This window comes from Marinobacter sp. (assembly GCF_040904845.1).
Lineage (GTDB): Bacteria > Pseudomonadota > Gammaproteobacteria > Pseudomonadales > Oleiphilaceae > Marinobacter.
On sequence record NZ_JBBDSR010000114.1, the window covers coordinates 137,099 to 161,001 of the forward strand.

A 23,903-nucleotide genomic window follows, 5' to 3' on the forward strand; every position below is an offset into this window, starting at 1 on the left:
CCGGGCTGTTGGGTTTCTTTAATAATAGTGGACCACACTCGCCGATAACCACAAATCAGAAGTGTAAAAGCCGGCATTCTGGCATTACCGGCTCGCCCGGGATTCCACTTGGGTGATTCTGCCATTGCGGAGTGTCACCACCTGCCGGAACTGAGTGTTTGAAAAGCCGTAAAGCCACTCCTGGACCAGCACAGGCTGGCTGGATTGCCAGTGGCGGGTACGCTGCCCAGGCGGGAACTGCCATTCCACGTTTTTCGACATGGGCTCGCCGCAACGGGCAATCAGCTCATACTCACTGTCAGCCTGTCGCAACGTGCGTGAACTGCAATCGCCGTTCTGCGGGGTGTGAAAGCCGTAGCCCTGAGTTTCTGCGCTCGTCAGCTTGCCATTGCGGAATATCAGCCGCTGTATAAACCGTTGCGGCCCACGGTTGTAGTACCAGTGCTCTTCCGTCTGAACCACGCCGAGCCCGGGGATGGTGGCCGTGGGGTATTCCGCGACATAGTCCGGTTCGCCGCAGCTTTCTGCTACTTCGATCGGCCAGGCACCCTCGTTCACCAGTGAAGAGCCGCAGCGCATCGCTCCGTGAGAATGTTGGGCGATCATGCCCAGCACGAGCAGTAAGCCTCCGAGCCGGTATCTGGTCATAGTGCTGCTCCGATCGACGTTTGCCTTATGATAACTGTACCCCCCACTCAGGCGGCGGTCGTCTGTTTACACGATTTTTACGATGGTGTCCGGGGTCGGAGCGTTGTCCAGTTGCAGCGGATCGAGGCGATAAAAGCTGTAAAGGGCCTTGTAGACTTCCGGTTGTTCGTCCTTCAGATGGCGCGGCTGCTGGTAGAAGGCTTCGGTCAGTACCGCGAAGAATTCGGCGGGCTCGCTTGCACCGTACGGGTCCAACCAGGAAGCGTGGTGATGCCGCAGAGAATGTCGCAGGTGCTCATAGGCTTCCGTCATGGTGTGTTGCCAGTGCTTTGCCTCGTCACCGCTAAGTGGTGGGGCACCGTCGGCGCTGCCGTCGAGGTAGTCCAGCTGGTGGGCAAACTCATGGAGGATAACGTTATGTTTGCCGTGCGGGTTGACTGCGCCTTCCTCGCATTCCGCCCAGGCCAACACCACCTGGCCATACCCCGAAGCCTCGCCCGCGCGGATCTCGCGGCTTACGCTGACCACCGTGCCGTCGTCCTCGACCTGTTCCGCCTGGTAATGGTCTGGATACACCAGAATACTGCGCACTTCGTCATAGTCGGAATAAGGGCGGCCCAGAATCAGCAGGCAGGCGTGACCGGCCACCGTCAGCCGTACGGTGTCATCCACGTTAAAGCCGTCGCAGCCATAAAACAGTTTCTCAGCGAGGAACAGCTGAACCTGTTGTTCCAGCTGTTTACGGTCGTTCAGCGGCAAACGGGCGTACAGAGGCACCTGGGCTTTAAGAAGCGCCCGCCATTGATCTGGAAAGGCATTGCTCAGTAGGCGGTTACGCCGCCACTGACGGTAGAAAAACAGGCGGAAAACGGTCAGCCCTATGAGGATCAGGGCGAAAAGGGTAAACAGCAGCGCGGTGGACATGGGTGGGCTCAATCGAGTAGTGACGACTGCACCAGTGTACCCAAAACGGACGGGTAAGGAGTGCGGACAAGGTGGCGGGCCGATGACAGCATGGTAATTGGTTGCCTGTGGTGAGTGTTGTTAACCTGAGCTTGTAGTCAAACATTGGATTGATCACGCAACCAAGGAGGTCGTCATGAAAGATTCAAATCATGACAAAGCGGAAGGTACACTGGATAAGGCGAAGGGTAAGGTCAAGGAAGGCTTCGGTAAGTTGACCGGAGATGAAGAGGCCGAAGCCGAAGGCAAAAACCAGAACACCAAGGGACACCTGAAGGAAACGAAAGGCAAGGTCAAGGACACGGTCAAGTCCGGTACCAAGTAATCGTTTGTCCCGAAGCAGCAATAAAGCAGCCCGGCGGGCTGCTTTATTGCGTTATTAAATGGCGTTTTTGAGTACCTCGATCAACTGTTCTGCACTCCAGGACAGAGGCTCATGTTCGCGTTGATGAACCAGCTCCACCAGTTTGCGATTAATCGGTGCCGTTGAGCCCAGTCGCGCTGCCAGCGCCACCACCTCTCCATTTATCCAGTCGATTTCGGTCGGCCGTCCGGCTTGCAGGTCTTCCCACATGGACGATCTCGCCACTGGGTCGATGGTCAGCATCTTCTGCGCCAGCCGTTTAAACAGCCAGTCCGGCGCTGTCATCAATGGTGGAATCAGTGCCATTGGTACGCCGGTCAGGTTGACGGTGGGTATGCTGGCCGCCTTGAGCAGTTGCAGGGTTTCCCGTTGGGCCATGGCAAGGCAGCGACGATAGTTCCGCTGCGACAATTCTTCGAGTAATGGTACCCCTGAAAGCGCATTAATCGGGTTGTTCAGATTCAGCAACAATTTTGACCACATCACCGATTCCATGTCGGGCCTCGGTTCAAGTGGCAGGCCCGCTTTATCAAACCAGGGCAGGGCGTTTTCAAGTGCCGGATGCTGTTCCGCCATCAGGTGGCCTTCGGTGCCCTGATGGAAATGCCCGGGCTGCTGCTGCAATACGTTGAAGGGCACCATGCCGGCCAGCACGGTAGCATTCGGCAGGGCGCGCTTGAGCGTCAGCGCGTTGGAAAGGCCATTTTGCAGGCTGACCACGGGGGTGCCCGCCGATACCCAGGGTGCGAGTTGAGTGCCAGCTTCACCGGTGGCAGCGGATTTCACGGTGACCAGAATCAGGTCAGCCCCTGCAACTGCTTTCGCAGAGTCGGCATACTGGGTCTTATCAAGCTGGGAATGGAACCGGTAGCCCTCGTAGTCAGTCACTACCAGGGGATTCGCCTCGAGCACCGCCTGCATCCGCGGCCGACCGACCATGACGACGTCTGCACCGGCTGATAACAACCGGCCACCCAGGTAACAGCCGACACTGCCGGCACCAAAGATGACAATTCGGAAAGTGGTTTTCGACACAGGGTTTGCCTTATTCTGGTGGCTTCTATTGTTTTGCGATCAGAGGGGCCATTTTGGCCTGCTTATCACGTTGATGCCATAGGCCTGATCTCGCAGTTTCATGAACGCCTCTGAACTAACAGGATGACATTTTATATGGCCCGCTTTGAACTGTTGGGTACGGCAACCATTCCCGGTAAAGGCACGCAGTTACGATTGCTGCAACGCAACGATGAATTCTCCATCAAAATTGCCGGAACAACCGGGGAATTGATGAACAGCCGTCTGCATGGTTCCGAGGACGCACTTGCCACCCTGGCTTGCGAACGTCTCGCGGACCATCCGGCCCCCAAGGTGCTTATTGGAGGGCTCGGCATGGGGTTTACGCTGGCAGCAGCTCTGGGGGCCCTGGGTGAGAATGCAGAGGTGACGGTAGCGGAACTGGTTCCGGAAGTGGAGGCCTGGAACCGGGGCCCGCTGGGGGCTGCCGCCGGTTACCCCGTGCTGGATCCGAGAACCCGAGTGCAGGTGGGAGACGTGGTGCAACTGATCAAAGATTCTCCCAATAGTTATGACGCAATACTTCTGGATATTGATAACGGGCCCGAGGGGCTTACCCGCAAGGAAAACGACTGGCTTTACACCGCGCCGGGAATCGCCACGGCACAAGCCGCATTAAAGCAGGATGGGGTGCTTGCCTACTGGTCAGCTGGCCTGGACCCGGCCTTTACGGAGCGACTCAGGCGCGCGGGCTTTTCAGTCGATCCGATAACAGTGCGCGCCCATCGTCCGGGCAAGGGCGCACGGCACGTTATCTGGCTGGCCTGGTAGGCCGACCCTACGAATCTGTCCGGTCTAAGCTACTATTAAGTGGCGGGATGTAAGCAGTGGGATAAAATCAGGGAACTCATTCGACGACGGGCGCGACATAGGATCAATCCATGGACGAGGATAAAAACCACAAGTCATCCGCGCCAGAGCGGCGGACCATGAGGGAAGCGATCAATATCAAGGATGCCGCACTGGTCGTCCTTGGTGTCGTTGCTGCGGTGTATTTTATCGACTGGGCCCAAGCAATTCTGTTGCCTTTGGTGGTGGCTGTGCTCGTCTCCTACGCGCTTGACCCCTTGGTATCGGCCCTCGGGCGGCTGGGAATTCCCCGCGCGCTGGGCGCTGGGTTAGTCCTTTTGACACTCATGGCGATGACGGTGGCGGCCAGTATCCCTTTGCAGCGGGAAGCCATGGCGATGCTGGACAAAATCCCTCTCGCTGCCAAGGAACTCCAGGACATTCGTGCCCGCTCGCCGGTGGGCAGTGAAGAGGACATGCTTGAAAAAGCGGAGAAAGCTGTCAAGGAAATCGAATCCACCGCAAAAGAGGATGATGAGGAAGAGTCCAGGCCAGGGGTGACGCCGGTTCGTATCGTGGACGATTCGTTCAGTTTGCGGGATTACCTGATGCAGGGGTCATCAGCGGCGTTGCTGCTGGTTTCACAGCTGTTTTCAGTGTTGTTTCTGGTGTACTTCCTGCTCGCTATCGGCAAGCTTTATCGCCGCAAGATCATACGATTGTCAGGGCCGTCGTTTCAGAGTATGCGCAATGCAGCGCGGATGATGAATGACTTCCATCACCAGGTAAGGCAGTTTCTGTTTGTCATGTTGGTGGGTGCGCTGGGGGTCGGCCTAGTGACCTGGCTGGCTTTCCTTGCTCTGGGTGTCGAAGAGGCAGGCCTGTGGGGGGTAGCTGCGGGTGTAGCTAGCGCCATTCCTTATCTGGGTCCGTTTCTCGTGTTCATCGGCTGCGGTCTGGCCGCCTTTCTCCAATTCGGAACGCCGGACATGGCCATCATCGTGGCACTGATTTCACTGGGTATTACCAGCATTCAGGGGTATCTGATAACGCCCTGGATGACCAGCCAGGTCTCGAGCCTCAATACAGTCTCGATTTTTATCGGCCTGCTGTTCTGGGGCTGGATCTGGGGGCCCGTCGGGTTGATCATTGCCACCCCAATTCTGATGATCACCAAATCCCTGTGCGATCACGTCGTCAATTTAAGGCCGGTGGGGGAGTTGCTGGGCAAGTAGTTCTGAAAGGCTTCAGTTCAGAGTAGAGCGCCCACAAAAAAAGGCAGCCGAAGCTGCCTTTTTCATGCGTTGGCTGCTATTTACAGCGCAACTACATTTTCCGCCTGAGGACCTTTCTGGCCTTCAGTTACGGTGAAATCAACCTGTTGGCCTTCAGCCAGAGTCTTGAAGCCGCCGCCTTGGATGGCGCTGTAGTGAACAAAAACGTCCGGGCCGCCTTCACGAGTGATAAAACCAAAACCTTTGGACTCGTTGAAGAACTTAACAGTACCGGTAACAGTAGACATAGTTTAACTATCCTGAAATCAAATATTTTATGTGCCGCCCGACCATCGATGTGATGTCAGATCAGCGTTGTGCGGGAAACAAAAAACTGGCGTGGTCAAAAACAGGACGTTGCACTACGAATTAACTACAGAGAAGCGTCTTATTGATGAAATGCTTTGCTAAATCTTTCCAACGGCAGACACTCTACTCTTGCCGGCTCGAAATGCAAAGCAATTTTTTATAAGCATTACCCGGTAGGTTCCGACAGGTGATTCATAAAGGAGGGATTATGAAGTTTATTTTCGAGGTTGCTATTAAGGAAGGTCACACCGCAGAGGAGTATGCGCAAGCGTGGGTAAAGGCCAGTGAGTTGATACAGAGAGCTCCTGGTGCGAGGGGCACCGAATTACATCGAAAAATCGGCGACCCTGACACATTGATTGCCATTGCCTCTTGGGAAAGCAAAGAGGCACGGGACGCCATGGAATCTGACAAAGACCCGCGGATTGCCGAGATCATTCGCCGCGCGGCCCCATTTGTCGATATTCGCCCCCTCGGAGAGTTTGAGGACCCTGAATGGGTGGTTCCGCCGTCAGGGCCGTCATAGCCGGCTATGACGGTGACTTTCCAAGTGCTTGAATTTCCTCGGGCGGTCAAGGTGGGCGACGCCAGCGCGAACATGGTTTAATCTGCCACTGATCTGAATTCGATCCACGTAAACGAACTGAATGAAAAGGACCGCCGCGTGCCAGAACTTGCAACCTATCAGAGTTTTTCCGTTGAGGTTTCCAATCACATCGCCCATGTAACGTTTAACCGCCCTGAGGCGCTGAACACCATGAACAAGGCGTTCTGGCTGGAATTGCCTCGCTGCATGCAGGATATTGAAGCCAACACCGATGCCCGGGTCATTGTGATTTCCTCTACCGGGAAACATTTTTCGGCGGGTATGGATCTGGGGGTGTTCAGCGATCCCAAAGCCGTACCGATGAGTGGTGATCCTGGCCGTATGGCGGAGAATTTGCGCCGGGTGGTGTTGCAGCTTCAGGGCACACTGACCTCTTTGGAGCAGATTCGCCTGCCGGTGCTGGCAGCAATTCACGGCGGGTGTATTGGTGGTGCGCTGGATCTGGTCTGCGCCGCCGACAGCCGTTACTGTACCGACGACGCCTACTTCACCATCAAGGAAACCGAACTGGGCATGACCGCCGACGTGGGTACCCTGCAGCGCCTGCCCAAACTGATGCCGGAGGGCGTGGTTCGCGAACTGGCTTACACCGGTCGCAAGTTCTCGGCGGAAGAGGCGCGCGGGCTGGGTTTCGTCAATTCGGTGTATGCCGATCAGGAAACCATGCTGGCGGCGGTCATGGAGATTGCGGGTCAGATCGCGGCGAACTCACCGCTGGCGGTCACCGGCTGCAAGGAAATGCTCAACTACAGCCGTGATCACAGCGTGGATGACAGCCTGAAGTACATGGCCACGTGGCAGGCCGGTATGTTCCGCCCCACCGATATGATGAAAACCTTCCAGGCCAAGGCGCAAAAGCAGGCTCCGCAATACGATGCGCTGTTCCCGATAAAGCCACTGTTTGACCGGTAACCACCCTTGAGGAACCGGCGCACAACCGGAATCTCGCCTGTGGCGGCCCTGGCGTTCCAGGGTGCCATTGGTGTCCTCGGGTTGATGGTCATCCTGGTTTTCGATATTGCCGTGCCATGGTTCGGATCAGGCCTCTGGCACAGCGTGTTGTGCGGAATGATCGGTGCCTTCGCGACCTATGCCGCACTGCTGTTATTCACCCAGATTCCGGGATTGCTTCCGGATAATCTGGAACGGCAGATGCAGGGGCTGTATGACTTCGCGAAAAGCTATTCGTGGCCGGTTTTGCTTCTGCTGTCGATATTGGCGGGCATCGGCGAGGAACTGCTGTTTCGCGGTGCCGTGCAAGGTTGGCTGCTGGAACACAGCGGCGCTCCCATTGCGGTGCTGGTGGCGTCGGTTATCTTCGGGTTGGTGCACTATGTGTCGTTCACCTATTTTCTGGTGGCGAGTGCCCTGGGGCTGATCCTTGGGACGGCCTATGTTCTTTCCGAGAGTTTGGTGCTGGTGATGGTATGGCACGCCGTTTACGACGTGATTGCCCTGTTCTGTCTGCTTCGCTTCCCCCACTGGTTCGGTGTCAGGAAAACGACCTCCGGTCCTGCAGGGCATCAGGAATAATCGATGTCCTCTTTCCCCGTGCTTTTCCTGGCTTCAAAGCTGGCAAGTTCAACATTGATGGCGTTGGTGGAAATCTGTATCTCGTACAAGGAATACAGCAGCGACAACGACAGCAACACCAGACTGATACCAAACGCCACTACGCCGGCTAACTCCGCGCCCAGGAAAAGCAGAAACATGGAGACCGTGCACAGGAAGAAACTGAGCACACCATAAGCCTGCATTCGCTTGGTCAGTACAATCCGTTTGCGCAGCATGCCAATCTGGCGGGCGATCAGCGCGTGGTCTTCTTCCGTATCCATCTGTCGGAGCTGACGGATCAACTGCGCCAGCACCAGAAATCGGTTGGTGTACGCAAGCAAGAGCAGTGAGATAGCGGGGAACAGTAAAGCGGGTGTTGTCAGATCCAATTCGTTGTCCTTTTAGTCATCAGTTCGCTGGTCGGTAACGCCAAGCCAAACTCATCTTCAGTATAAAGGCAAACCGGTAGCCTTGCGTCTCCGAGGTGTAACAACGAGCCTGCAGGGGTGTCACTTGGCCGCGTCGGTATCCTCTGTAGGAATGAGTCCGAGGTGCCGGGCTTCCTCCCGGCGGCGAAGTGTCAGATCGCGGATGACGGCCCACAGCAGCACCATGAAGCCGGCCAGCTCCACGACCCCCCAGTAGGATATGAACAGGGAGAAAAATACCAGGCAAGCGCCCGCCACAGCGATCACGGTGGGCATGCTCTGGTGGTGGCGTCGTTTCCCCGCCGCAACTGCGAACACGGTCAGCGCCGTAAAGGTCCCGATGGCACCCGCCCAGAGTTGCAGATCCAGTGTCAGCTGAATCCCCATGAGTGCCAGCAGGAGGGTTGCAGCAAGCAGGCCATAACACGTCAGCAGTGCCAGCATCAGAGCGCTCACGCCGAGAAATCCTCGCTGCTTTATGAAGCTCAGCCATCGCCTGGGGTCGCTCCTACGCAGCCATTGTCGCAGTAACCCGGGCGCTTGATCGCCTCTGCGGGCCGCGATTTCTACCGAGCAGGCGCCAAAACTTCTCGCTACCTCGCGGGTCTGGATGCTCGGGCTGTGCGCAAAGTAATCGATGTGACGGATGACTCTGATACTCTCGAAACCGGCGTCTCCCAGCATGGCCAGAAGATTCTCCTCGACTGTGGCACCGACCACACATTCCACCCACAGCCTGGGGTCAGAATCGCAGTCCACCGTAACCGGCTGGCTGATCACCACGTCGGCTAGCTGCACGCGGCCGCCGGGTTTGAGAACCCGAAACATCTCCGCAATAGCCCTGCGTTTGTCGGGCACCAGATTGAGAGCCCCATTGCTGGTAATGCTGTCGATACTATTACTGGTAAAGGGGAGACGTTCGGCCGTTGCCTGAATGACATCAATACAGGCCCCCTGTGCGTCAGCACGCTGCTTCAGTTTGCGGGTCATGGCCGAGGTCAGGTCCAGCGACAGGACGTGTCCATCAGGGCCTGTAAGATCCAGTGCAAGAATGCTGTCGGTGCCCGCTCCTGCTCCCAGATCCAGGGTTGTATCCCCGGCCCGGATGGCGTTGCCGTTAAACGGATACCCGACCCCCGCAAACGAGTCCGCGATCTCCGTCGGCAGTAGACTGATCCGTTGCGGTGGGTAATCAAGTGCGCGGAGGGCCTGGTACCCCACAGGAAAGTGAAATGAAGAATGCGGCATTTCCGCTACCCGGGTGTACATATCCTGAACGGCTGAGGTTATCTGGTGCTTTGAGTACCCGAGTATCGCGACCATGATTCATCCTCCTTTGAAGCGGCTTCAGCGTGGAGCCAGCAGCGCCTCCACTCGTCGCCTCAAATGGTCCGGTGCTTTTTCGGTGCTACTAGCCATCACTTTTTCTCGCAGACGTGTTTCGAATTCCTTGCGGCTAAAACAATCATGGCAACGATGAAGGTGACGATCGATTTCTGCCCGGGTGGATTCATCCAGCTCGCGGTCGAGGTAAGCGAAGAGCCGCTCAATGACAACCTCACAGGGGATAAGGTTCTCGCTCATTTTGCACCTCCATTTAGGGGGCCGGTATGTTCAGGCACGGTTGACGTGAGGCCGGCGTCCAGCCCCTGCGTCCACAAAGTTTGCTGGAGCAAGGCGCGGGCCCGGCTGAGTCGGGAACGTACGGTGCCCATAGGAATGTCGAGAAGCTCAGCTGCCTCGTGATAGCTATTACCCTCGATTTCCACCAGAACCATGACCACCCGAAAATCATCGGGCAACTGGTCCATTGCCTGCTGGATGTCCTCCTTCAGAAGCTGATTCAGGAACGCTTGCTCAGGTGCACCCCACCACAGCAGGAATGGTTGGTGCAGTTTTTCGAACAGTGAAAAAGCGGGCTCATTCTCATCAGTCTGCAAGGCCACTTCTTTGTCCTGACGGCACTGGCGGCGTCGCCACTGATCGATGAAGGTACGGTTGAGGATTCGGAACAGCCATCCCTCAATGTGGGCGACATCCGTCAATTGCTCAAGCTTGCTCCAGGCGGTAGCCACCGTTTCGGCAACGATATCCTCAGCATCATCCGGATTTCGTGACAGACGCAATGCCGTGCCGTACAGCCGGTCCATCAGCCGGTGGGTTTCCTGTTCGAATACTTTCCGGCGGACCGCCCCTGTGCGGTTTCGTGTCTGTGTTGACGTTACCATAACGTTCTCCCTCCGGAGCGGTTACAGGGACGCGCGGAGGGTCTGTAAAGTTCCCTTCCGCAACTGACGGCGACCAGGGAACAAACAGGCGTGCCGGTGCGTCCTTGTGACCAGCCGGGAGTTTTCCCGGTTGGTAACCCTTACATGGAGGATAGATGCGATGACTGTCAATACAATGATCACTGCAACCTCCCTTGCTCTGTGCATGGGAATAAGTTCCGCCGTGTTGGCGGAAACACCCTACCTGGGGGAGGGGCATACCATGATGACACCGGATGAACTCGAGTGGGGACCAGTGGGGTCCATGGCACCGGGTGCCCAGATTGCAGTACTCGAAGGCGACCTGGCAACAGGGGAACCCTTCACCATGCGGTTGAAACTGCCCGCCGACTATGTGATTGCGCCCCACATCCATCCGGCTTATGAGCGAGTCACGGTCTTGTCCGGGACTTTCTACTTTGCTCACGGTGAGGAGTTTGATCGCGATAGCGCCATGGCGTTGCCTGAGGGTAGTCTGGCCATTATGGCCCCGGGCGATCCGATGTACGGCTATACCGAGGGAGACGTGGTTATCCAGTTGCACGGTACCGGCCCCTGGGGCATTGAGTACCTGAACCCCGAAGACGATCCTCGTCAATGAGCAGTAGCAGCAATAACGCGGGGAGGGGCGCAGCGGCTATCGGCTGAGCGGGCTGGCGGACTGGATGGCGGTGGTCAGGCGGTCGATGACGCCGCCGCCATGGCACCAGAAATGCCAGTAGAGCGGTACTTCCAGAGATTGGCCAGGGGCGATGTTGACCAGCTCTCCTGTTGTCAGTTCGTGTGATACCTGGGCCCGGGGGATCATGCCGTACCCCATTCCCGCGAGCGCCAGCTTCACAAAGCCCTCCGAGGACGGGCACAGATGATGGGGAGCCGGGCCAGCGTAGCCGCATTGGGCAAGGAACCGGTGCTGTAACTGATCGTTGGGACCGAACACAATGGCCGGGGCGGATTCAAGATTGGCGGCGGTGAAGCCGCTGGCAAAATACCGCTGAACGTACGCCGGCGTTGCCAGTGGCAGGTAGGTCATCGTGCCGACTGGCACGCAACGGGCACCGGCGACGGGTTGTGGGCTGCTGCACAGGCAGGCGGCGACATCGCCTTCGCGCATACGGCGCAGGCCAATGTCCTGGTCTTCAATCACCATATCGAGCAACAGGGCCTCCTCCGCGCAGAAAATCCCGACGGCGGATGCCCACCAGGTTGCGAGGCTGTCCGCGTTCAGGGCAATGCGGAGCCTGGCCGTAGGCTCGGACAGGGCCGGAATGGACCCGGCCAGATCCCGTTCCAGCAGTTGTACTTGCTGGACATGGTTCAGCAACCTCTGACCCGCCGGTGTGGCCTTGATCACCGGGCTGCGAACCAGAACCGGCTGGCCCAGCCGGATTTCCAGTGTACGCAGGCGCTGGGAGACCGCCGACTGGCTGAGTCCCAAGGCTGCTCCGGCACGTTCAAAACCACCGCATTCGACCACAGTTGCGAGGGCTTCCAGCAGTTTGTAATCAATCATAAGAAAAACTGATGCAGCATTATTAATATGAATTTCCAGTATAGCGTTAGCCCGGTACTCTTGCGCCATTGAATGAGGAGGTTTAAACGTGCTGGAAAGTTATCTGACTGGTTTGCTCGTGTGTGGCGGAATCATTGTTGCGATCGGTGCCCAGAATGCTTATGTCTTGGGCCAGGCGATCCGCCGCGAGCATCACTGGTGGTCCGCTGGGCTGTGCATGGTTGCGGATGTCACCCTGTTTACGCTGGGTATGTTCGGGGTCAGTGCGGCACTGATGGCCATGCCGCAAGCGCTGGAAATTCTGCGTTGGCTGGGGGTGGTGTTCCTGGGCTGGCTGGCACTGCAGGCATTTGTTCGTGCCGCTCGGGGCAGGGCGGCGCTGGCAACCGGAGAAGTCACCCGGCGCAGCCTGAAAGGGGTGCTGTTCACCACGTTGGCCGTTACCCTGCTGAATCCACAGGTCTATCTCGATACCCTGCTGCTGATTCCGGCGGTGGGTGCTCAGCAGGATAACGCCCCCACCTTTGTGGCGGGTGCCAGCAGTGCCTCCGTTCTCTGGTTCGGCCTGCTGGCGTGGGGCGGGTCTGCGCTGGCACCGGTGCTGTCGCGCCCTGTTGCCTGGCGGATCATCGATGGCGTTATCGGGCTGATGATGGCGGGCATTGCGCTGCATCTTGCCCTTGGCGATGGGCTTTGACTTTAAAACAGCCGTATGAATTTATTGCGAAGAAATGATCAGAAGCGTACAGCGAGCCCGGCCGAAGCCTCTACCTGCAAAAACCCGTTACTCTCGAAGCGGACGTCACAGCCCCCGGAACAGAAAATCGCTCCGCCGCTGTCGAGCACGGTGTAAATGCCCCGCAGGTCTAACCGCAGGCGCAGGTGCTCGGTCAGCGGGAACTTGTAACCACCGCCCAGCGAGATCGAGGCCCGGTGATGTGCATTCAGGCCTGACGGTTTGGGGTCCAGCCGGGCAACGCCCGCGACGCCGGAAACAAACCCACCCGTTGTGTTACCTCCAGGAAAATACAGCCCGCCGAACTGCACCTGCAGGATCGTGACACCCACGCTGTCGCGTGTTTCTGTCAGCAGTCCGTCGGAGAGGTTGGCGGTGGTGTCCTGCAGGCCAACATACAGTTCAACCTGCTTGCCAGGTTCTTGCAGATCGGCGTTCAGGATGAAGCCGTGACTCAGGGAATCTTTCAGGTCCACCCGGCTTTCGGAATCGTCGGTGTCGTTCCGCACATCAAAATCCCCGCCCATGCGAAAGCCGGCAAACGGCGTGAGCTCCACGTCTGCCAGTGCCGGCATGCTGAGTGGCAAGGCTGCTATCAGGCTAACTGGGAACCGGAACGCGTTCATCACGACGATGCCCGGGCGTCAGTCAAAACGCCGCGCCTGGGTTAGGCGGCCGCGCCAGTAATACCCGCTCATGGAGGACTGGGTCACGCCGGCCGAGGTGGAGGCGTGGATAAACCGGCCACCGCCCATGTAGATGCCAGCGTGCTGCTCCTTGCCACCAATGCGAAAAAACACAATGTCGCCGGGTTCAATATCCCCCGGGTGAACGAAATCACCGTGGGCGAGCATTTTGGAGGTGGTGCGAGGCAGTTGTTTGCCCAGGCCTTCCTGATAGGCAGTGAGGATGAAGCCGGAACAGTCAAAGCCGCTGGCAGAGATGCCGCCATACTGGTAGGGCGCGCCCTGGTAGCGCTCGAACACCTGCCACAGCTTTTCGGCTTTGGGCGACGTTTGCGAGGGCTCCACGGAGGAGTAGCCGTGTTCGTCAGGTAGGTTTTTCGGCAAATGCTGGCTGGTGGCACACCCGGCCAGTGTCAGAGCTGACAGTGAAAGAATAAAGATGTATCGGAACGACTTACGCATAATGAGACCCTGACGATCTATTCATCGAATTACATTATTACGGATTGACCGGGATGTCAGGTTACGGTTTATGAGGGTCTGTCCACACCTAATGCCGGGTCCTTTCGCCGCGTGATGGTGTGCTCTTCGCAGAGGGGGATTTCTCCAGAATGTGATCCGCATCGAGAGAGGCGATGGGTACACGGGTATCTCTGGGCACATCGCCGGTCAGCTGCAGCTCGAGATACCTCAGCGCACACACCCGCAAAAAGGACGTGAAGTTGCCCAAGTCGTGGCCGGCATCGATGGACTCGTGATAAAGCCTGGTGATCATCTGCGGCAGGTTCATACCATCCCGCTGCGCCAGTTCGGCAGGGTGAGCCGGCCATGCAGGTGCTGTTACAAGATTAGCATCGGTTACGGCCTGATCAACCTCGATGCTGGCAAAAGTGCCTCCGGCCAATTCCACTTCGGGCTGGCAGGCTGGGTAAGCAGAGCATTTCCGGCCCTTCAACACGCCCGCTGCCGCCAGTATTTGGGCACCATGGCAAATTGCCGCCACAGGCTTTTCGGTGTCGAAGAAGTGACGCACAAGTTTCAGTACATCCTTATTAAGCCGAAGGTATTCCGGCGCGCGGCCACCGGGAACCACCAGGGCGTCGTAACTGGCAGGATCGAGACCTTCGAAATCGGCATTCAGGGCAAACCGGTGGCCGGGCTTTTCGGTGTAAGTCTGGTCGCCCTCGAAGTCATGAATGGCCGTGGCAACCGAGTCCCCTGACTTCTTGTCGGGGCAAACAGCGTGAACGGTATGCCCGACTGCCTGCAGCGCCTGGAAGGGCACCATGGTTTCGTAGTCTTCGGTGAAGTCGCCGGTAATCATTAGAATCTTTTTCCCGCTCATCGCAGTCTCCTTGTGATTGTGTTGCGGTGTCAGGGAACAGTAGCAGCGACGATCCGGCAGCGGGTATTAGCGGGATACTACCGCTCAAATCTCGTGGGCATTGCCGGGTGGCCCCGCCACTCGAGGCGGACTATGCTTTAGGAGCCGTGCTTTAGGAACTGTGCTTGCGACAGTAGCTACACGCATGATGTGGCAAGTGCCCATCTGAACACTTAAGAGAAGGAGCAGGGCGTTGCAGATAGCTTATCGCGCCCGGGATATTACCGAGGCACACATTGTGGCCGGCCTGCTTGAGGCCCATGGTATTGAGACCTACGTTGGTGGTCATTACCTGCAAGGGGCGATGGGCGAAATCGGCGCTGCCGGCTTCAGTAATGTTCACGTGGCGGATGAGGACCTCTCCCGCGCGAGGCAGCTCGTATCCGAATACGAATCGTCACGGCCGGCAACCGTCGTGTCTGGTAGCGACGAAGATCGACCGGATTTTTACGCGCGCTGGTTCTTGCTGGTGCTTGCGGTTGTCGGTCTGGTCCTGCTGCAGCTGTATTGAGTGATCGGCCGCCCAGGCCGCCCCGTACCCCTAAAAGCATTCAAACATAGGAGTTCAATGCGATGGCAGACAACCCCGTCTTGCTGATAACCGGTGCCTCCTCGGGCATCGGCGCTGAAACAGCCCGTGCGGCAGCAAAAAAAGGCTACCGACTGGTACTGGCGGCGCGCTCCGAGGACAAACTGAAAGACCTGCAGCACGAGTTAGGTGGTGAAAAGCAAGTGCTGACGGTTCAGTGCGATGTGCAGAGCGGAGAGGACCAGAAGCGCATGGTCGAGCAGGCCCTGCAGACCTTTGGCCAGTTGGATGCGGTGTTCGCCAACGCCGGCCGCGGCGGTGAACCAGGTGGCTTCAGCGGAGCCGATCCGGACGTCTGGAAAGATATGATCCTGACCAATATCTACGGGGTGGGGCTGACCCTACAGCACTGCCTTCCTGCTCTGAGGAAGAGTAAAGGCCATTTGCTGCTGACCGGTTCGGCCGCTGGCCGGGCCACTATTCCAGGCTCCATGTACAGCGCCACAAAATGGGCGGTGACCGCCATCGGGTATGGTGTTCGTGAGGAACTCCGTGGGTCGGGAATCCGGGTAACGCTGATTGAGCCCGGCATGGTGGATACCCCCTTCTTTGAAGAGCAGCCGGACCATGCCCTCAAGCCTGAGGATATTGCCAACGCTGTTATCTTCGCACTGTCACAGCCGGCTCATGTCGACGTCAACGAGATCCTGGTAAGGCCGACGCCCGCATGAGCTGGGCCTGTGACTTACCCCCCCCCCCAGTATTTTCTGAGTCCCATCCACAGCAAGAAGGAGAGCATCATGTCTATAGAAAAAGTTGTTTACCGCGCCTCTGCAGAAGCCACCGGTGGCCGTGATGGCCGTGCCATTTCCTCCGACGGCGTGCTGGACGTTGAATTGACCACCCCAAAAGAAATGGGTGGAGCCGGCGGCAAGGGTACCAATCCAGAGCAGTTGTTTGCCGCGGGTTACTCCGCGTGTTTTATCGGGGCCATGAAGTTTGTCGCAGGCCGTGACAAGCTCAAGATGCCAGAGGATGCCTCTATTGAAGGCGTTGTGGGTATTGGGCAGATCCCGGGTGGTTTTGGTATTGAAGTCGAGTTGCGTATCAGCCTGCATGGCATGGACGATGCCGAGGCCAAACAGCTGATCGATGAAGCTCACAAAGTGTGCCCCTACTCGAACGCGACGCGCGGTAATATCGACGTAACCCTCAATCGGGTTGCCTGAACCGAGCCCATGCGCAGGCTGTTTTTTGGGCTGGAGGTGCCAGCCGACATCAAGCAGCGTTTGCTCCGGGTGAACGCGCCAGTGCCTGGCGCGAGATGGCAAAGCCCGGAGCAGCTGCACATCACCCTTCTGTTCCTCGGAAATGTGGAGCCCGAGCGGGTTTCGCAGGCGTGTGAGGTTGTCAGAACCCTCCCAGCCGAGCCGTTTGACTTGAATGTCGCCGGCCTCGGCTGTTTCGGGCAGCCGCACAACCCAAGGCACTTGTGGGCAGGGGTGCAGCCCTTGGAGTCCATTGCAGCACTGCATGAAACACTGAAGTCCAGTTTGATAACGCTCGGATTCAGTCCGGACAATCACCCGTTTTGCCCCCACATTACTTTGGCCCGATTTGGAAAACAGCGCGGTTCGGTCCGGGCCCTTCTGGATAGTCATCACGATTCCGTGTTCGGCCACAGTGCGGTGACCGACTTCGTTCTGTTTGAAAGTCATCGTGGATCGAAAGGGTCCGTTTACTCCGTGGTCGAACGCTTTCCATTGCAGCCTGTAAGCTGGCGTGGAGAATAGCCCGGATCGACAGGAGTGTTGTTCTACCATGACTAGCTGGATGCTGCGGAAACGCCCATTTTGCCTGATAGCGCTTGCATGGCTTGCCGTGGCTTCACCGTCGGTTGTTGCCGCTGCCTGGTCGCTGGTGCTGCAGCAGGGCCAGATAGGCCTGACGCTGCCGGATGTTCGTGAGGGGCTTTGGGAAGTTGCCGGAAACCGGGCGGATGTCGACACCGCTGTCAGCGTCAAGGACGGCATCGCAACTGTATGGTTCAGGCCCGCGTCGCAACTGCGGTCATCGCGGGTGATCCATACCGATCCAGTCAACCCTGTGCTGCTGAAGAATGTCCGGGCCGAGCTGAACAATGTGACGGTCAAAATTGATCTCTACGGCAAAGGGACATTGCCAGAGCGCAGCTCTGTGGCCGGGCAGGTAATGGTAGAAGTCGAATCGCTTGAGCACCCACGCCTGAAAACCCAGGGCTGGACATTTGAAGGGAGCCTGGATGGCGCGCTGGCGGACCTCACTGTCGAAGGTCAGCTTCGCTCTGAGTCCGGGCTGGTTGCGAGCGTCACGGCCCGCAACGTAGCGGGCGAATTTCTCGCGGTTCGGGGGTCGATGGTGGTGGACGGTGAGCAGGGCGGCAAGGGGATGGCCTCAACCTTCACAGACTGGCCGGGGCTTCTGGAACTGACCAGGGGGCAGATACAGGCCCAGGCAACAGTACGGGTTGAGCCGAACACACCGATGTCACTTCACAGCCAGCTGGATTTCGAAAACGTCGACGGGGTGATGGATCGCACAGCGGTGTCTGGCCTGAACGGTCGATTGCTAGTGACGGTGGACGGTGACGACCTGGCCGCCCATTTTCGAGACCTGCATGTCGGCCAGATCAGCTCCGGCATTGGTTTTGGCCCCATCCGCTTTCTGGCGGACTACAACGCGCCGCTGGAAGATCCCGGTGCCGGCGTTCTGGATATCCAGCAGGCGACGGCCGGATTTCTGGACGGCCATCTGAGGGTGGCACCCGGCGCGATTGATCCGTCGGGGCCTGCCTGGCAGTTTCCGGTCGAAGTGTACGATGTCTCCCTAGCGGCGTTGCTGCAGGTGTATCCCGCTGAAGGCATTGAGGGCACGGGTCAGCTCAGTGGTCGTATTCCGGTCGGCGTCAGCGATGCCGGTATAGAAGTGGACGGGGGGAAGGTTTCCGCCAAAGCACCGGGCGGGGTGCTGAGGTTGCCCGCCGAGCGCCTTCAGGCAATGCTTGGTGGCAGCCAGGCGATGGAACTGGTGCTGAAAGCTTTGCAAAACTTTCACTATTCAGTGCTGGATAGCACGATAGACTACGATGAAAAGGGCAAGCTGATGCTTGATCTGACCCTGGAAGGGGAAAACCCTGAGGTCCGAGGTGGACAACCGGTGGTGCTCAACATCAACCTTGAAGAAGACATTCCAGCCCTGTTAACCAGCCTTCAGCTGAGTGGCAGGGTGAACGAAGCGGTGACCGAGCGGGTGCGGGAGCGGCTGGAACAATCCGGGCAGGAGGCAATGCCATGATGAATGTACTGCGGTCGCGCCGACCGCTCGCGGCAAAAGCATGGATACTATTAATGCTACCGCTGGCGTTATACGCCTGTACGCCAACCGTGCAGATGGCTGCACCAAAAGAGCCGATCACAGTGAACCTGAACGTAAAAATCCAGCACGAGATCTACGTCAAGGTGGACAAAGAGGTGGATGAACTGTTCAGCGATCAGGGCCTGTTCTGAGCGAAGCTGAATATTGCAAGGGGTTGATAATGAAACGATTGATGCAACTGGGTGCCTTCATTCTGGCGATCGCTATAAGCCTGCCGACGCTCGCCATGGATCTGGGTGACGCCAAGCAAAAACTGGAAACGGTGAAACAGCAGGGGCTGGTGGGTGAGACACCGACCGGTTACCTCGATGTGGTCCGTGCCAGCGGCGATGCCCGCGGCGATGCCCGCGGCGATGCCCGCGGCGATGCCCGCGGCGTGGTGGAAGCCATCAATAGCGCACGCCGGGATGAATACACCCGCATTGCCGAGAAGCACGACATTCCCGTTACCCAAGTGGAAACCGTTGCGGGTAAAAAGGCCATAGAGAAAACGCCCTCTGGTCAGTTTGTGCTGATTGAGGGGCAGTGGGTCAGAAAATAGACGGAAAATGGATAATGGGAGGTGTGACATGAAACCTGCAGTGTCGGTTACCGGAGAATCCGCCGACCACAAAGTCGCTGCGGTGTTTTCAAGCGAAACGGAAGCGCACAGCGCGGCTGAGGCACTGGCCGGCGTAGCAGGACTGGAGGCAGCTCAGATCAAGTGCCTGGCCCCGGGCGATGCGCACCTTGAGCGACAAATAGAGCCCGAAGCCGGCGGCATCTGGCGCACGTTGGTTCGTTCCCATGTCGGAATTGGCGTGTTAGGTGCCATTGCGGGTGCTTTTCTGTTCTTCGCGCTGTTTACCTCGGGCATCGAATTCATCCGTCAAAGTGCCGTAATGGCGGCTATTGTGCTTACGGTCATCGGTGGAGCGATCGGTCTGATGCTCGGGGGGCTGGTTACGATTCGCCCGGATCATGCCCGCTACGTACAGGCGGCGCAGTCAGCGCTTAAAAAAGGGCAACACGTGGTTACCGTTCATGCTCATTCGGGCGACCAGCTCAAAGCCGCGATTGCTGAGCTTGAACGCCACCATGCCAGGATTGTGCGCACTCTCTAGTAGTAGTGTCCTGGCTAGCATCCCAAGGTCGGGCTAGCGTTTGGTGCTTCGTTGTCTGGGCTTTGATGGTTTGCGCCGCTTTCCCCCGGGGCCGGTGCTGTTTTTAACGGGCTTATGTCGCGCTGGCGGCTGTCCTCGATCGCCTGCGACGTTGTCACTTTTGGGCTTGCGGCTTGCGGTGCGAGCAGGTTTTTTTGAGGCTGGTGGGACCTCCGACGAGGAACCGCGAATGGCGTCAAACAACTCAGCCAGTTCCCCCTTGGTCAGATCCCGCCATTGCCCGACAGCCAGCCCTTTCACGCTGACGTTCATGATACGCACGCGTTCAAGCTTGGTGACCCCATAGCCGAAATGCTCACACATTCTTCGGATCTGGCGGTTCAATCCCTGAACCAGGGTGATGCGAAAGACAAAGCGGGATTCCTGGCTGACCTTGCAGGGCCTGGTCACGGTCCCGAGAATCGGAACGCCGCTCCCCATGCCCTGAACAAACGCTTTGGTGATCGGCTTGTCAACGGTGACCAGGTATTCTTTCTCATGGTTGTTTCCGGCCCTCAGAATCTTGTTGACCAGGTCCCCGTTGCTGGTCATGAAGATCAGCCCCTGGGAGTCCTTGTCCAGACGTCCGATGGGGAAGATACGCGCACCGTGGCCGACAAACCGCTGGATATTGTGCTTTTCCGCAGTGTCTGTGGTGCTGACGACCCCCACGGGTTTGTTGAGCACGATAAACACCAGTTCCTCTTCTGCACGCGGCTCGACAACCTGACCATTCACCTTGACGGCATCGCCGGGCAGCACCTGGTCACCGACGATGGCTCGTTTGCCGTTGATCGTGACGTTTCCCTGCTCAATATAGCGGTCTGCTTCCCGCCGCGAGCAGATACCACTCTCGCTGATGTATTTGTTGAGACGGGTGGAGTTTCCGGCGGTCATGAGTTTCCTGTGATGAGTCAACGGGGTGAAACGGGGAGCGCAATGGGGCGCACTTGAAAAGGGAATGATAACAGGGTCACCGGAAGGCGTCAGTGAATGGCGAGAATGCCTCAGGGTCGAATTGTGTTATCCACCAGGATTCTTTAAGTTAGCCCCCATACGGATCGTTAACGGATCCTTCAAACCTGCTTTTAACTGGAGTGACAGACCCGCTCATGGATACCCCACAAACTGGCCGAATGACCCTGATTGCGGTCAGCTGCATTGTGCTTTTTTTCCTGACCAATTATTTGCTGCGGTACCTGGTGGGTATGTCTGGATTGCTGGCGTCGCTGATTCTGGCGGTCGCGATTGCCGTATATATGGGCTGGTCGGTGGCGCGTTCGTTGGGGCGGCAGCCTGTCCAAAGTGAGCGCGCGCGCGTGCTTTGGCTGTACGGCGGGTTTCTTGGGGCATTGTATCTGGCGTTTGCGGGGTACGTGTTCCTGTCGTCGGGGGTGGACGCCGTAGCCTTGGCCACGCTGTTTTTACACTACCTGCCGTATCCCGCGTTGGCTCACGTGTTTCTTTCTGACCGGCTCCAGCAGGTTTTCATGAAATCCGATGAGCCCCCACGATGATTCCGACAAACCTGATCCTCGGCTTTCTGGGCGTTGGCAAAACCACGGCAATACTGGATCTGCTCAAACAGCGCCCGGAGGGTGAGGTGTGGGCGGTTCTGGTTAACGAATTTGGTGAGGTCGGCATTGACGGTGCCCTGCTGGAAACCGAGGGCGCGTTCGTGCGGGAGGTGCCAGGCGGCTGCATGTGTTGTGTTGCAGGGCTGCCCATGCAAATCGGCCTGAACCAGCTCATCCACAAAGCCCGGCCAGACCGCCTGTTGATCGAACCCACGGGGCTGGGGCATCCGTCGCAGATTATCGACACCCTCACTGGCGAGTATTATCAAGACGTGTTGTCTCTCGGCCCGGTCATCTGCCTGGTGGATCCCCGCCGGCTGGAAGATCCCCGAGTCCTGGAAAACGTGCAGTTCCGTGATCAGGTGGCGGCGAGCGATATCCTCGTGGCCAACAAAACAGACGCCTGTACACCGGCCCAAATCGCTGAATTTGACCGTTGGGCCGGATCGCTGGCACCCGCGAAGCGCGCGGTATTTCACACCCGTTTCGGGCGACTGGCCCCGCAGTGGCTGGACGGCAAGACCGATTTGCCAGAGGTCACCACGCCTGATGCCCATCACCACCATGATCATCATCCGCAGCCGGATGCGGAGCTGGATATTGACGCGCACCCCTGGCAACAGGTGACCAATCAGGGGCAGGGGCATTTCAGTGTGGGGTGGAAGGTGCACCCGGAGCTGGTACTGGATGAGAACGGTCTGATGGCCATGGCGATGGACCACCGGTTGGTGCGTTTCAAGGCCGTGGTGCATTGCCGGGAAGGCTGGCGGGCCGTAAACCTTGCGGATGGCGCGCTGTCGGTAGTGGCAACCGAACCCCGGCCGCTGTCACGGATTGAGGTGATCGCCGCGCAAGCTCTGGACGCAGCGGCGCTGGATCACGACCTTCGGGCTGCCGCCGGTATTGCGGATTAATCCGAACCCCGGCGGCAGATTGTTTTTGAGGGGTGATCACGCCTTGGACGACATGGCCGGAAATGACAATGAAAGTTTATTCAGGTTGCCCGGTCTGTGAGGCCGGATCACTAGACGCATTCCAGCGGGTGCGGGGAACACAGTACCACCGTTGCACAGTGTGTGAAGCCACGGTGATGGACCCCGATCATTGGCTGACAGAGCCGCAGGAGCGTGAGATTTACGATCTGCACGACAACCATCCGGACGACCCCGGATACCGCCGCTTCCTGTCGAAAGTGACCGGGCCACTGTTGCAGCGACTCGCTCAAGGTGCCCGGGGGCTGGATTTTGGTTGTGGCCCCGGCCCGGCGCTGGCTCGGATCATGGAGGAAGCGGGCATGGGCATGTGCCTGTACGATCCGTTCTTCTACCCGGATACCACCGTGCTGGAGCAGCCCTACGATTTTGTGACCTGTACCGAAGTGGTTGAGCACCTGCATAACCCGGCGGCCGTCTTCCGGCAACTGGATGCGTTGGTGAAGCCCGGAGGCTGGCTCGCGGTGATGACGTGTTTTCAGACCGATGACCACCAGTTTGCTAACTGGCATTACCGCCGCGATCCCACGCATGTGGTTTTTTATCGCGAGGCTACCCTGGCGCGTATTGCCAAGATCCGGGGTTGGACCCTGGAAGTGCCCGCCAAGGATGTCGCGCTGTTCCGCAAACCCTGAGCATTCACCGGCCAGCCGGGCCAGGGCAGCTCACCACAGGGCACTGCAGTTCGTCAGCTGCTGATGTGTTCGCAGCGTTGCCAGCGGGTGGTTCAAAACGCTCAGGCGACAGCTGTGCGGCACAGGTGGCGGCCTCGCCGGCGCTGATGCCACAGCCGGTTTTCTCCAACGCATGAGCCAGGTTGTTCCAGCCTGCGGCCACGCCGGGAAATCGCGTCGTCATCCGCAGGTAATGACCCGTGGCCTCGGGCCAGTCTGCGCGGGCATAGGCAATGTTACCTTGCCCCATAATCGCTGCAGGTTGGTCTGGCCATTGCGCTTCAGCCGTCTGATAGGCCGTCATGGCGGCAAATGTTCGCCCGGTGGATTCAAGATCGTTGGCCGCCATAAGGTAATCCAGCGCGGTGGCGGTGGCAGGGAGCTGATCGGGCCTGACCATGACGGCCGCCCAGTTCTCCGCCCGGTTCCAGGTGGCCGAGAACACCTCCAGGCTTTCCTCGTGGTTTTCCCGGGTATCCGTATGGAGGATGATGTTGCGCGCTTCCTGGTCAAAGCCGGTCACCACCGCGAAATGCCATTGTGGCCACCAGCTCAGCCCCAGGTTCTGCATCACCAGCACCGGGTTTCCCGCTGCTACCTCTGAGAGCAAGCTGGCCAGGGTACCGTCGAGTTCGTAAACCAGAACGCCGTGGCTGCGGGCACCGGCCACCAGTTCAACCCGAAGGCTGCCTTTCCTCTCGGGGAGGTACACCAGCTCTTTGAGCACGTCGGGGTTGGTCTGGAAGCCTCGAGTATTCAGCATCATCGCCAGGGAGGCTGGGCCGCACTGATACGCTTGCTGAGGGTAGAAGGGGACTGAGTCGAGTACCACGCGCTGGTGGATGTCGACATTGCTGCCGTCAACACTTTGCTCAGGCCATTGCGGCCGGCTGGCACACCCGGCCAGGATCGTCACCAGCGTCACGCTGATAACGACCCTGACCAGGCTGGATAAAACGGAAGTGCTCACAGGGTAACG

At 58.1% G+C, this 23,903-nt stretch carries 33 protein-coding genes and 1 pseudogene; 19 read left to right on the forward strand and 15 right to left on the reverse strand.

Going from position 1 to position 23,903, the window contains the following annotated elements:
• Positions 1–84: 84 nt before the first annotated feature.
• Together WD429_RS15930 and WD429_RS15935 are read right to left on the reverse strand one after the other, a co-directional pair.
• Positions 85–648, reverse strand: a complete 564-nt coding sequence (locus tag WD429_RS15930) for a DUF2845 domain-containing protein (RefSeq protein ID WP_368423171.1) — start codon at positions 646–648, stop codon at positions 85–87.
• Positions 649–714: 66 nt separating this feature from the next.
• Positions 715–1,572, reverse strand: a complete 858-nt coding sequence (locus tag WD429_RS15935; RefSeq protein ID WP_368423172.1) for a zinc-dependent peptidase — start codon at positions 1,570–1,572, stop codon at positions 715–717.
• A gap of 175 nt (positions 1,573–1,747) precedes the next feature.
• Between WD429_RS15935 and WD429_RS15940 the strand changes: the two genes are divergently transcribed.
• Positions 1,748–1,936: a CsbD family protein gene (locus WD429_RS15940; protein ID WP_368423173.1), complete on the forward strand. Its 189-nt coding sequence runs from the start codon at positions 1,748–1,750 to the stop codon at positions 1,934–1,936.
• A 54-nt stretch (positions 1,937–1,990) separates the two neighbouring features.
• Here the strand turns inward: WD429_RS15940 and WD429_RS15945 are convergent, their stop codons facing one another.
• Positions 1,991–3,010: a 2-dehydropantoate 2-reductase gene (locus WD429_RS15945; protein ID WP_368423174.1), complete on the reverse strand. Its 1,020-nt coding sequence runs from the start codon at positions 3,008–3,010 to the stop codon at positions 1,991–1,993.
• A gap of 135 nt (positions 3,011–3,145) precedes the next feature.
• On the opposite strand from WD429_RS15945, the gene WD429_RS15950 reads away from it, so the two are divergent.
• Together WD429_RS15950 and WD429_RS15955 are read left to right on the forward strand one after the other, a co-directional pair.
• On the forward strand, positions 3,146–3,820 hold the full coding sequence (locus tag WD429_RS15950) for a spermidine synthase (protein WP_368423175.1): 675 nt from the start codon (positions 3,146–3,148) through the stop codon (positions 3,818–3,820).
• 110 nt (positions 3,821–3,930) lie between these two features.
• Positions 3,931–5,073 (forward strand): AI-2E family transporter, encoded by a 1,143-nt coding sequence (locus tag WD429_RS15955; RefSeq protein ID WP_368423176.1) that lies wholly within the window; start codon positions 3,931–3,933, stop codon positions 5,071–5,073.
• A gap of 80 nt (positions 5,074–5,153) precedes the next feature.
• On the opposite strand, the gene WD429_RS15960 is transcribed toward WD429_RS15955, so the two are convergent.
• The gene (locus tag WD429_RS15960) at positions 5,154–5,360 is read right to left on the reverse strand and encodes a cold-shock protein (protein WP_368423177.1); all 207 of its coding nucleotides are present in this window, start codon (positions 5,358–5,360) and stop codon (positions 5,154–5,156) included.
• Between the two features lie 269 nt (positions 5,361–5,629).
• Here WD429_RS15960 and WD429_RS15965 point away from each other — a divergent pair, with 269 nt between their 5' ends.
• The 3 genes from WD429_RS15965 (at position 5,630) to WD429_RS15975 (ending at position 7,561) form a co-directional block, all read left to right on the forward strand.
• Positions 5,630–5,947, forward strand: a complete 318-nt coding sequence (locus tag WD429_RS15965) for an antibiotic biosynthesis monooxygenase (protein ID WP_368423178.1) — start codon at positions 5,630–5,632, stop codon at positions 5,945–5,947.
• A gap of 138 nt (positions 5,948–6,085) precedes the next feature.
• Positions 6,086–6,940, forward strand: coding sequence for a crotonase/enoyl-CoA hydratase family protein (locus WD429_RS15970; protein ID WP_368423179.1), 855 nt, complete (start codon positions 6,086–6,088; stop codon positions 6,938–6,940).
• A 39-nt stretch (positions 6,941–6,979) separates the two neighbouring features.
• Positions 6,980–7,561: a lysostaphin resistance A-like protein gene (locus WD429_RS15975; protein ID WP_368423180.1), complete on the forward strand. Its 582-nt coding sequence runs from the start codon at positions 6,980–6,982 to the stop codon at positions 7,559–7,561.
• Here WD429_RS15975 and WD429_RS15980 read toward each other — a convergent pair.
• The 4 genes from WD429_RS15980 to WD429_RS15995 all read right to left on the reverse strand — a co-directional run bounded on the left by WD429_RS15980 (position 7,552) and on the right by WD429_RS15995 (position 10,238).
• Positions 7,552–7,971, reverse strand: a complete 420-nt coding sequence (locus WD429_RS15980; RefSeq protein WP_368423181.1) for a DUF2721 domain-containing protein — start codon at positions 7,969–7,971, stop codon at positions 7,552–7,554. The genes WD429_RS15975 and WD429_RS15980 overlap by 10 nt on opposite strands.
• Before the next feature lie 120 nt (positions 7,972–8,091).
• Positions 8,092–9,333 (reverse strand): methyltransferase domain-containing protein, encoded by a 1,242-nt coding sequence (locus WD429_RS15985; RefSeq protein ID WP_368423182.1) that lies wholly within the window; start codon positions 9,331–9,333, stop codon positions 8,092–8,094.
• A gap of 24 nt (positions 9,334–9,357) precedes the next feature.
• Complete coding sequence (locus tag WD429_RS15990) at positions 9,358–9,594, reverse strand: anti-sigma factor (RefSeq protein WP_368423183.1); 237 nt, start codon at positions 9,592–9,594, stop codon at positions 9,358–9,360.
• Positions 9,591–10,238 (reverse strand): sigma-70 family RNA polymerase sigma factor, encoded by a 648-nt coding sequence (locus WD429_RS15995; RefSeq protein WP_368423184.1) that lies wholly within the window; start codon positions 10,236–10,238, stop codon positions 9,591–9,593. Before WD429_RS15995 ends, WD429_RS15990 begins: the two co-directional genes overlap by 4 nt.
• A gap of 160 nt (positions 10,239–10,398) precedes the next feature.
• Between WD429_RS15995 and WD429_RS16000 the strand changes: the two genes are divergently transcribed.
• Positions 10,399–10,878, forward strand: a complete 480-nt coding sequence (locus WD429_RS16000; RefSeq protein WP_368423185.1) for a cupin domain-containing protein — start codon at positions 10,399–10,401, stop codon at positions 10,876–10,878.
• A 36-nt stretch (positions 10,879–10,914) separates the two neighbouring features.
• Here the strand turns inward: WD429_RS16000 and WD429_RS16005 are convergent, their stop codons facing one another.
• Complete coding sequence (locus WD429_RS16005) at positions 10,915–11,790, reverse strand: LysR family transcriptional regulator ArgP (RefSeq protein ID WP_368423186.1); 876 nt, start codon at positions 11,788–11,790, stop codon at positions 10,915–10,917.
• Positions 11,791–11,878: 88 nt separating this feature from the next.
• On the opposite strand from WD429_RS16005, the gene WD429_RS16010 reads away from it, so the two are divergent.
• The gene (locus WD429_RS16010; protein WP_368423187.1) at positions 11,879–12,487 is read left to right on the forward strand and encodes a LysE/ArgO family amino acid transporter; all 609 of its coding nucleotides are present in this window, start codon (positions 11,879–11,881) and stop codon (positions 12,485–12,487) included.
• A 38-nt stretch (positions 12,488–12,525) separates the two neighbouring features.
• Here the strand turns inward: WD429_RS16010 and WD429_RS16015 are convergent, their stop codons facing one another.
• The 4 genes and pseudogenes from WD429_RS16015 to WD429_RS16030 form a co-directional block, all read right to left on the reverse strand.
• The gene (locus WD429_RS16015) at positions 12,526–13,152 is read right to left on the reverse strand and encodes a hypothetical protein (RefSeq protein ID WP_368423261.1); all 627 of its coding nucleotides are present in this window, start codon (positions 13,150–13,152) and stop codon (positions 12,526–12,528) included.
• Positions 13,153–13,170: 18 nt separating this feature from the next.
• Positions 13,171–13,674, reverse strand: a complete 504-nt coding sequence (locus WD429_RS16020; protein ID WP_368423188.1) for an NlpC/P60 family protein — start codon at positions 13,672–13,674, stop codon at positions 13,171–13,173.
• Between the two features lie 88 nt (positions 13,675–13,762).
• On the reverse strand, positions 13,763–14,020 hold the full coding sequence (locus WD429_RS16025) for a ribbon-helix-helix domain-containing protein (protein WP_368423262.1): 258 nt from the start codon (positions 14,018–14,020) through the stop codon (positions 13,763–13,765).
• Positions 14,015–14,557: pseudogene (locus WD429_RS16030) on the reverse strand (DJ-1/PfpI family protein); the annotation flags it as partial. The gene WD429_RS16025 and the pseudogene WD429_RS16030, both read right to left, overlap by 6 nt.
• A gap of 232 nt (positions 14,558–14,789) precedes the next feature.
• Here WD429_RS16030 and WD429_RS16035 point away from each other — a divergent pair.
• From WD429_RS16035 to WD429_RS16070, 8 genes are all read left to right on the forward strand, one after another.
• Positions 14,790–15,107, forward strand: a complete 318-nt coding sequence (locus WD429_RS16035) for a DUF2007 domain-containing protein (RefSeq protein ID WP_368423189.1) — start codon at positions 14,790–14,792, stop codon at positions 15,105–15,107.
• Positions 15,108–15,169: 62 nt separating this feature from the next.
• Complete coding sequence (locus tag WD429_RS16040) at positions 15,170–15,856, forward strand: SDR family oxidoreductase (RefSeq protein ID WP_368423190.1); 687 nt, start codon at positions 15,170–15,172, stop codon at positions 15,854–15,856.
• A gap of 69 nt (positions 15,857–15,925) precedes the next feature.
• Complete coding sequence (locus WD429_RS16045) at positions 15,926–16,354, forward strand: organic hydroperoxide resistance protein (protein ID WP_368423191.1); 429 nt, start codon at positions 15,926–15,928, stop codon at positions 16,352–16,354.
• Positions 16,355–16,363: 9 nt separating this feature from the next.
• Entirely contained in the window at positions 16,364–16,918 is a 555-nt protein-coding gene (thpR, locus tag WD429_RS16050; protein ID WP_368423192.1) for an RNA 2',3'-cyclic phosphodiesterase, read from the forward strand.
• Positions 16,919–16,946: 28 nt separating this feature from the next.
• A complete protein-coding gene (locus WD429_RS16055; RefSeq protein WP_368423193.1) occupies positions 16,947–18,458 on the forward strand; it encodes a YdbH domain-containing protein in 1,512 nt (503 codons plus the stop codon).
• A 53-nt stretch (positions 18,459–18,511) separates the two neighbouring features.
• The gene (locus WD429_RS16060; protein WP_368423263.1) at positions 18,512–18,670 is read left to right on the forward strand and encodes a YnbE family lipoprotein; all 159 of its coding nucleotides are present in this window, start codon (positions 18,512–18,514) and stop codon (positions 18,668–18,670) included.
• A gap of 29 nt (positions 18,671–18,699) precedes the next feature.
• Positions 18,700–19,080 carry a YdbL family protein gene (locus WD429_RS16065; protein ID WP_368423194.1) on the forward strand — a complete coding sequence of 127 codons (381 nt, stop codon included), beginning with the start codon at positions 18,700–18,702 and terminating at the stop codon, positions 19,078–19,080.
• A 28-nt stretch (positions 19,081–19,108) separates the two neighbouring features.
• Entirely contained in the window at positions 19,109–19,642 is a 534-nt protein-coding gene (locus tag WD429_RS16070; RefSeq protein ID WP_368423195.1) for a hypothetical protein, read from the forward strand.
• A 33-nt stretch (positions 19,643–19,675) separates the two neighbouring features.
• On the opposite strand, the gene rluF is transcribed toward WD429_RS16070, so the two are convergent.
• Positions 19,676–20,578: a 23S rRNA pseudouridine(2604) synthase RluF gene (gene rluF, locus WD429_RS16075; protein ID WP_368423196.1), complete on the reverse strand. Its 903-nt coding sequence runs from the start codon at positions 20,576–20,578 to the stop codon at positions 19,676–19,678.
• A 215-nt stretch (positions 20,579–20,793) separates the two neighbouring features.
• Here rluF and WD429_RS16080 point away from each other — a divergent pair, with 215 nt between their 5' ends.
• The 3 genes from WD429_RS16080 to WD429_RS16090 all read left to right on the forward strand — a co-directional run bounded on the left by WD429_RS16080 (position 20,794) and on the right by WD429_RS16090 (position 22,885).
• Positions 20,794–21,198 carry a hypothetical protein gene (locus tag WD429_RS16080; RefSeq protein ID WP_368423197.1) on the forward strand — a complete coding sequence of 135 codons (405 nt, stop codon included), beginning with the start codon at positions 20,794–20,796 and terminating at the stop codon, positions 21,196–21,198.
• Complete coding sequence (locus WD429_RS16085; protein ID WP_368423198.1) at positions 21,195–22,172, forward strand: GTP-binding protein; 978 nt, start codon at positions 21,195–21,197, stop codon at positions 22,170–22,172. The genes WD429_RS16080 and WD429_RS16085 overlap by 4 nt, the downstream gene beginning before the upstream one ends.
• A gap of 68 nt (positions 22,173–22,240) precedes the next feature.
• Positions 22,241–22,885, forward strand: coding sequence for a class I SAM-dependent methyltransferase (locus WD429_RS16090; RefSeq protein WP_368423199.1), 645 nt, complete (start codon positions 22,241–22,243; stop codon positions 22,883–22,885).
• Between the two features lie 4 nt (positions 22,886–22,889).
• Here WD429_RS16090 and WD429_RS16095 read toward each other — a convergent pair whose 3' ends face one another.
• Positions 22,890–23,894, reverse strand: a complete 1,005-nt coding sequence (locus WD429_RS16095) for a PA2778 family cysteine peptidase (RefSeq protein WP_368423200.1) — start codon at positions 23,892–23,894, stop codon at positions 22,890–22,892.
• Positions 23,895–23,903 lie beyond the last annotated feature (9 nt).

What these genes read in the sequence shown, in the direction of transcription:
- rluF (WP_368423196.1), bottom strand. Translation starts at nt 20,578, where the DNA reads ATGACCGCCGGAAACTCCACCCGTCTCAACAAATACATCAGCGAGAGT.
- WD429_RS16070 (WP_368423195.1), top strand. Translation starts at nt 19,109, where the DNA reads ATGAAACCTGCAGTGTCGGTTACCGGAGAATCCGCCGACCACAAAGTC.
- WD429_RS16000 (WP_368423185.1), top strand. Translation starts at nt 10,399, where the DNA reads ATGACTGTCAATACAATGATCACTGCAACCTCCCTTGCTCTGTGCATG.
- WD429_RS16060 (WP_368423263.1), top strand. Translation starts at nt 18,512, where the DNA reads ATGCTACCGCTGGCGTTATACGCCTGTACGCCAACCGTGCAGATGGCT.
- WD429_RS15940 (WP_368423173.1), top strand. Translation starts at nt 1,748, where the DNA reads ATGAAAGATTCAAATCATGACAAAGCGGAAGGTACACTGGATAAGGCG.
- thpR (WP_368423192.1), top strand. Translation starts at nt 16,364, where the DNA reads ATGCGCAGGCTGTTTTTTGGGCTGGAGGTGCCAGCCGACATCAAGCAG.
- WD429_RS16020 (WP_368423188.1), bottom strand. Translation starts at nt 13,674, where the DNA reads ATGCGTAAGTCGTTCCGATACATCTTTATTCTTTCACTGTCAGCTCTG.
- WD429_RS15965 (WP_368423178.1), top strand. Translation starts at nt 5,630, where the DNA reads ATGAAGTTTATTTTCGAGGTTGCTATTAAGGAAGGTCACACCGCAGAG.
- WD429_RS16080 (WP_368423197.1), top strand. Translation starts at nt 20,794, where the DNA reads ATGGATACCCCACAAACTGGCCGAATGACCCTGATTGCGGTCAGCTGC.
- WD429_RS15995 (WP_368423184.1), bottom strand. Translation starts at nt 10,238, where the DNA reads ATGGTAACGTCAACACAGACACGAAACCGCACAGGGGCGGTCCGCCGG.
- WD429_RS15990 (WP_368423183.1), bottom strand. Translation starts at nt 9,594, where the DNA reads ATGAGCGAGAACCTTATCCCCTGTGAGGTTGTCATTGAGCGGCTCTTC.
- WD429_RS16055 (WP_368423193.1), top strand. Translation starts at nt 16,947, where the DNA reads ATGACTAGCTGGATGCTGCGGAAACGCCCATTTTGCCTGATAGCGCTT.
- WD429_RS16065 (WP_368423194.1), top strand. Translation starts at nt 18,700, where the DNA reads ATGAAACGATTGATGCAACTGGGTGCCTTCATTCTGGCGATCGCTATA.
- WD429_RS15950 (WP_368423175.1), top strand. Translation starts at nt 3,146, where the DNA reads ATGGCCCGCTTTGAACTGTTGGGTACGGCAACCATTCCCGGTAAAGGC.
- WD429_RS15985 (WP_368423182.1), bottom strand. Translation starts at nt 9,333, where the DNA reads ATGGTCGCGATACTCGGGTACTCAAAGCACCAGATAACCTCAGCCGTT.
- WD429_RS15960 (WP_368423177.1), bottom strand. Translation starts at nt 5,360, where the DNA reads ATGTCTACTGTTACCGGTACTGTTAAGTTCTTCAACGAGTCCAAAGGT.
- WD429_RS16015 (WP_368423261.1), bottom strand. Translation starts at nt 13,152, where the DNA reads ATGAACGCGTTCCGGTTCCCAGTTAGCCTGATAGCAGCCTTGCCACTC.
- WD429_RS15955 (WP_368423176.1), top strand. Translation starts at nt 3,931, where the DNA reads ATGGACGAGGATAAAAACCACAAGTCATCCGCGCCAGAGCGGCGGACC.
- WD429_RS16005 (WP_368423186.1), bottom strand. Translation starts at nt 11,790, where the DNA reads ATGATTGATTACAAACTGCTGGAAGCCCTCGCAACTGTGGTCGAATGC.
- WD429_RS15935 (WP_368423172.1), bottom strand. Translation starts at nt 1,572, where the DNA reads ATGTCCACCGCGCTGCTGTTTACCCTTTTCGCCCTGATCCTCATAGGG.
- WD429_RS15930 (WP_368423171.1), bottom strand. Translation starts at nt 648, where the DNA reads ATGACCAGATACCGGCTCGGAGGCTTACTGCTCGTGCTGGGCATGATC.
- WD429_RS16090 (WP_368423199.1), top strand. Translation starts at nt 22,241, where the DNA reads ATGAAAGTTTATTCAGGTTGCCCGGTCTGTGAGGCCGGATCACTAGAC.
- WD429_RS16085 (WP_368423198.1), top strand. Translation starts at nt 21,195, where the DNA reads ATGATTCCGACAAACCTGATCCTCGGCTTTCTGGGCGTTGGCAAAACC.
- WD429_RS16040 (WP_368423190.1), top strand. Translation starts at nt 15,170, where the DNA reads ATGGCAGACAACCCCGTCTTGCTGATAACCGGTGCCTCCTCGGGCATC.
- WD429_RS16045 (WP_368423191.1), top strand. Translation starts at nt 15,926, where the DNA reads ATGTCTATAGAAAAAGTTGTTTACCGCGCCTCTGCAGAAGCCACCGGT.